General features: G+C 62.1%; 1 protein-coding gene. It reads left to right on the top strand.

Features of this window, described 5'->3' with window-relative positions:
* Positions 1-6,228 (top strand): non-ribosomal peptide synthetase (locus G9U53_RS33065; RefSeq protein ID WP_165639971.1); only part of this gene is annotated, 6,228 nt, incomplete at both ends.

Genomic DNA, 6,228 nt, shown 5'->3' on the forward strand with positions numbered 1-6,228 from the left:
GTGGAGGCGTTGGCTGCTCGTTTGGGTTCTCATGTCGGTGGCGGTTCACGTGCGGCGTTGACTGCGCAGGTGCGTCCGGTTCGGGTTCCGTTGTCGTTGGCGCAGCAGCGCATGTGGTTCCTCAACCAGTTGGATACGAGCTCGGCAGGGAACAACGTCCCGGTTGCGATAACTCTCACCGGAGAACTGGACGTCTTGGGGCTGGAGCAAGCGGTCGCCGACGTTATCGGCCGTCACGAGGTTCTGCGCACGGTCTACCCCGAGGTCGACGGCGTCGGCTACCAGAAGATCGTTGCACCGGCTGATGTCGACGTGAACCTCGCTGCAACCTCAGTCTCGGATTCGGAGATCGTTTCCGAGGTAACGAACTTCGTAGCGGCAGGCTTCGACGTGACGGCCGAGGTGCCGTTGCGCGCCAAGCTTTTCCAGATCAAGGCCGACGAGCACGTTCTGGTATTCGTGGTGCATCACATCTCGACCGACGGTTTCTCGATGGGCCCGTTGACCCGCGACGTCATGACCGCCTACTACGCCCGAACCAACGGCCAGGCTCCGACCTGGACGCCGTTGCCGGTGCAGTACGCCGACTATTCGTTGTGGCAGCGTGAGGTTCTCGGGTCCGAGGACGATCCGCAGTCCGTCATCGCGCAACAGATCACTTACTGGGCGCAAGCACTGGACGGCGTGCCCGAACAGTTGAATCTTCCGGGGGATCGGGCTCGGCCGGCGGTATTCTCCGGTCAGGGAGCGACATTCGAATTCTCGATCGGTCAGGAATTGCATGAGCGGCTGATCAGCGTGGGCCGGGAACACAATGCGTCGATGTTCATGGTGGTCCATGCGGCTCTGGCGTCGCTTCTCGCTCGTCTGTCGGGAACAACGGACATCAACATCGGTGCACCGATGGCCGGGCGAGGTGAATCCGAACTCGACGATTTGATCGGAATGTTCGTCAACACCCTGGTTTTGCGTACCGAGGTTGATCCTTCGGCGGCGTTCACAACACTTCTGGCCTCGGCTCGGGAAACCGACCTTCAGGCGTTCGCGCACTCGGACCTTCCGTTCGAGCGGCTCGTGGAAGTGCTGGATCCCGTTCGGTCGAGGGCACATCACCCGCTGTTCCAGGTGGCATTGGCATTTCAGAACCTGGGGCAGAACTCGTTGGCTCTGCCCGGTCTGACGGCGGCCGAGTTCGAAATCGACGAGACCGTGGCCAAGTTCGACCTGCAGCTCACGATCAGTGAGGTATCAGAAGGGCTGTCGGCGACGTTCACGTACGCGACGGATCTGTTCGACGAATCGACCGTCCGCGGATTCGCCGCACGATTGATGCGCATTCTGAACGGAATTGCGACGGACCCCGCAACTTCAGTGGGTGACATCGAAATCCTCGACGCGTCCGAGCGTGAGGTTCTGACGAGTCAAAGGGCTTCGTCAGGAGTAGCGCAGGCGCCGTTGGCCGAGATTCTTGCCGACGCTGCTGCGCGCTACCCGGACAACGTCGCTTTGCGCTACCCCGGCACGGCGCAGGCCGCGGCCGGTAGGTCCATGACGTATCGCGAGGTCGACGAGTGGTCGTCGAGGCTGGCCCGCGTTTTGATCAACCGTGGTCTCGGGGCTGAAGATCTTGTGGCGGTGTCGATTCCGAGATCCGTCGAATCGGTACTCGCGGTCTGGGCAGTGTCGAAGACCGGGGCAGCGGTCGTTCCGATCGATCCGCACTATCCGGCAGACCGTATCGCGCACATGCTCAGCGACTCGGGTGCGAAGGTTGGCCTGACCCTCGACGTCGAACGTCCGAATCTCGCCGACGACGTCGAGTGGTTGGTCGTGGACGGACCGCTCGGCGAACAGATGATCGCCGGAGTGTCCGGAGCGCCAATAGATGCCGAGGAACGTGTCCGTGCACTGACGACTGCTCATCCGGCTTGGGTCATCTACACCTCCGGCACGACAGGACTGCCGAAGGGCGTTGTCGCGACCAACGCGGGACTGGCGAGCTTCAGTGTCACGCAGGCCGCGCATTACCTCGTGAAGCCCACCTCGCGGACATTGCACTTCGCGTCACCGAGTTTCGACGCGTCGATGCTCGAGTTGTTCCTCGCGGTGGCCACCGGCGCGACGATGGTCATCGTCCCGCCTGGCGTGTACGGCGGCGACGAACTGGCTGAGGTGTTCCGTAGCGAACGAGTCACGCATGCGTTCATCACACCCGCTGCCCTGGCGTCGATGGACCCGAGCGGCCTGGACGACCTGACGGTGGTAGGCGTGGGTGGCGAAGCGTATTCGCCGGAACTGATCAGCAAGTGGACGACAGGGGACGGATCGGCCGCGTCGGCTTCGGCTCCCAGGACATTCCTGAATGTCTACGGCCCGACCGAGACGACGATCGTGACGAACGTCAGCGTTCCGCTTCTGCCCGGTGACCGAATGGACATCGGCGCCACGATCGGTGACATGGCCGCATTCGTCCTGGACACACGACTCAATCCAGTTCCACTGGGAGTCTCGGGCGAGCTGTATCTGTCCGGTCCTCAGGTGACCCGCGGCTATCATCGTCGTCCAGGCTTGAGTGCCGATCGATTCGTGGCAAACCCGCACGGTAATCCGGGCGAGCGAATGTACCGAACCGGTGACGTGGTGCGCTGGGTCGCTGGAACGGCACCCTCCACCTACGCCGTGGAATACGTGGGCCGCAACGATTTCCAGGTCAAGATTCGCGGTTTCCGTATCGAACTGGGCGAAATCGATGCATCGCTGACGGCACACCCCGAGGTCGAGTTCGCTGCGACGATGGGTACGACCCTGCCGTCGGGTGCCCCGGCGCTGGTGTCGTACGTGTTCACCGGAAAGCACGCTTCGGTCACTTCGGCGGAATTGATCGAATTTGTGTCCAGAACCCTTCCGGCCCATATGGTTCCGGCTTCGGTCATGGTCTCCTCGGACATGCCGCTCAGTCCGGCAGGCAAGCTGGACCGAAAAGCGCTCCCAGCACCGGTTTTCGAGACCAAGGAATTCCGCGCCCCGGTCACCGAGATGGAACAAATCCTGAGCGAGATCTTCGCGGACGTTCTCGGCCTGGATCGCATCGGCACCGACGACTCGTTCTTCGCTCAGGGCGGCGACTCGATCATGTCCATCCAACTCGTCTCTCGTGCGAAGGCACGTGGGGTCGTATTCGCACCCAGTGACGTCTTCGAGAGCAAGACTGTCGCGGCATTGGCCGAAGTGGCGAAGTATGCCGCCGACGTCGAGGCCGCGGTGGTGCTCGAGGAGTTGCCGGGCGGTGGAGTCGGCTGGATGCCGTTGACGCCGATCGAACGATTCATGGTCGAGCGCGGTGGCAGCTACAACCGATTCACGCAGACGATGACTCTCGAGCTTCCACTCGGAGTGCATCGAACCGACATCGTGCGAACACTCGCCGCAGTCGTCGACCACCACGACATGTTCCGCTCGCGGCTGATCTCCGACGGTCGCGGATGGGGGATGTCGGTCTCCGAGCCCGGAACCGTGGACGTCGAGGATCTGCTCAGCCGCGTCGATGTCGACGCGGCTGCGGACGAGTCGACAATTGTTCTCACGGCTTCCAAGGGCCTCGACGAGGCTCTCGGCCGGTTGAATCCGGCGGACGGCGTAATGGTTCAGTTCGTGTGGGTCGACTTCGGTCCCACTCGCACCGGGCGCTTGATCATCGCTGCACATCACCTGATCGTCGACGGGGTCTCCTGGCGAATCATCGTTCCGGATCTGGTGTCGGCTGCGGCTCAGATGGCCGGGGCGAGCGGAGCGACGGGGGATGTAGCCGGAACGACGGGGGATGTTGCTCTCGAGCCGACCGGTACGTCGATGCGACGCTGGGCTCATGCTTTGTCCGAAGAGGCCCATCGGGATTCGCGTGTGGCCGAGCTGGATACGTGGCGGAAGGTGTTGCAGACACCGGACCCGGTGCTGGGTAAGAGGGCGTACGACTCTGCCGTCGACGTTGCGGCAACGGTTCAGCGGATAAGCGTGACGGTCCCCACTCAGGTGACGGAGACTCTGTTGACCACGCTGCCGGAGGTTTTCAACGGCGGCGCCAACGACGGCCTGCTCGCTGGACTGGCACTCGCGCTGATCGAGTGGCGTCGCCGAGCCGGAATCGACTCGACGTCTGCCTTGCTGCAACTCGAGGGCCACGGTCGCGAAGAAGCCGTGATTCCTGGCGCGGATCTGTCAAGGACCGTTGGCTGGTTCACCGCTGCCTTCCCGATCAGTCTCGATCTTTCCGAGGTAGATCTGGGTGACGCTTTCGCCGGAGGTGATTCGGCGGGACACGCGATCAAAGCAGTGAAGGAACAGCTTCTGGCGATCCCGGACAAGGGCGTCGGGTACGGACTGCTGCGCTACCTGAACGAAGACACGCGCGCAGTGCTTTCTCGCTTCGCCGGGGGACAGGTCAGCTTCAACTACCTGGGACGAGTTGTCGCCGAGGATCTTCCGGCAGGCGTCGAGGGACTCGGGTGGCTGCCGGCCGGCGATTTCGCCAACGTGTCGGCACCCGAAGACGTCGACATGCCCGCAAACAAGGTCGTCGACATCAATGCGATCGTCAACGACGGCGCAGACGGTGCTGTTCTGGAGGCCTCTTTCGCATACCCCGTCGGTGCCATCGACGGCGAGAGTGTCGAGACATTTGCACAGATTTGGGTCGAAGCACTGACTGCCCTGGCGGAGCATTCTCGCTCCGTCGGAGCCGGTGGACTCACACCGTCCGACGTGCCGCTTGTCTCCGTGAGCCAACGAGATATCGACGGCTTCGAGAATCGATTCGGTACGGTGACCGACATCTGGCCCCTGGCACCGCTGCAGTCCGGTTTGCTCTTCCACGCGATGTTGGCAGAATCCAGCGTCGACCTCTACTCGGTGCAGATGATTCTCACTCTGTCCGGGAAGGTGGATGCCGACCGCTTGCGCACTGCAGCACAGGGAATCATCGACCGTTATGCGAACCTGCGAACGGCATTCACGGCCGACGACGACGGAACGCCGGTCCAGATAGTCCTCGAAGACGTTCCAGTCCCGTGGCGGAACATCGATCTCAGCGATATTGCGGCCGTCGACCGTGAGGCAGCTCTGAACGAAGTTTTGACGGCTGACCAGGCGACACACTTCGACATGGCGTCACCGCCGTTGATTCGGTTCACCTTCGTCACCATGGCGGAGGGGGACTATCGCTTGGTGGTGGCGAATCACCACATTATTCTCGACGGTTGGTCGGTGCCACTGCTCTTGCAGAACCTGTTGGCGCTGTACGCGACGCGTGGTGACGACTCGGTTCTTCCGCGTGTGCGTAGCTATCGCAATTACCTGGCGTGGCTTGTCGATCAGGATCGTGATCGATCACTCACAGCCTGGGCGGATGTGCTTTCCGGCGTCGAAGAGCCGACGCTGCTTGCTCAGGTCACAGGCGGACAGGAATTCACCGCGCTGTCCCAGAAGCTGAACGTGTCGATGTCGTCGGAGACAACCGCGGCGCTCACCGCTCTGGCTGCACGACTCGGGGTCACCGCCAACACGATCGTGCAGAGCGCGTGGGCGGTCCTGCTCGGTGCGTTGACCGGAACCGACGACGTTGTCTTCGGTGCAACAGTGTCCGGCCGGCCACCGGCGCTCACCGGCGTCGAATCGATGGTCGGGTTGTTCATCAACACCCTCCCCGTGCGGGTGCGCTTCGACGCCGCGGAGTCCGTCGAAGAATTGGTTGCCAGGGTCCAGATCGAGCAGGCGAGAATGCTTGATCATCACTATCTCGGTTTGACCGATGTCCAGAAAGCAGCGGACGTCGGAACACTGTTCGACACGTTGGTTGTATTCGAGTCGTACCCGGTCGACCGTGAGGGCCTCGCCGCACAGGCGGATGTTCTCGACGGAATGATGATCGACGACATCGCCTCGGACGATTCCACGAACTACCCGTTGACCCTGCTGATCGCACTCGACGAGCAGTTGCACTTGACGCTGCGGTACCTACCGGACTTCTTCGATGCCGACTACGCAACTGCGTTGCTGGACAGAGTTCTTCGACTGCTCTCCTCCGTAGCCACCGATCCTTCGGTGCGTGTTGGTGACGTTGATATTTTGGATTCTGTTGAGCGTTCGTTGGTGCTCGAGGGGTGGAATGACACGGCTCGTGAGGTTGCGGGTGTGTCGGTGTTGGACGGGTTCGATGCGCAGGTGGCGGCGTCT

Origin of the sequence: Rhodococcus sp. D-46 (assembly GCF_011290655.1) — a bacterium.
GTDB classification, from domain to species: domain Bacteria; phylum Actinomycetota; class Actinomycetes; order Mycobacteriales; family Mycobacteriaceae; genus Rhodococcus_F; species Rhodococcus_F qingshengii.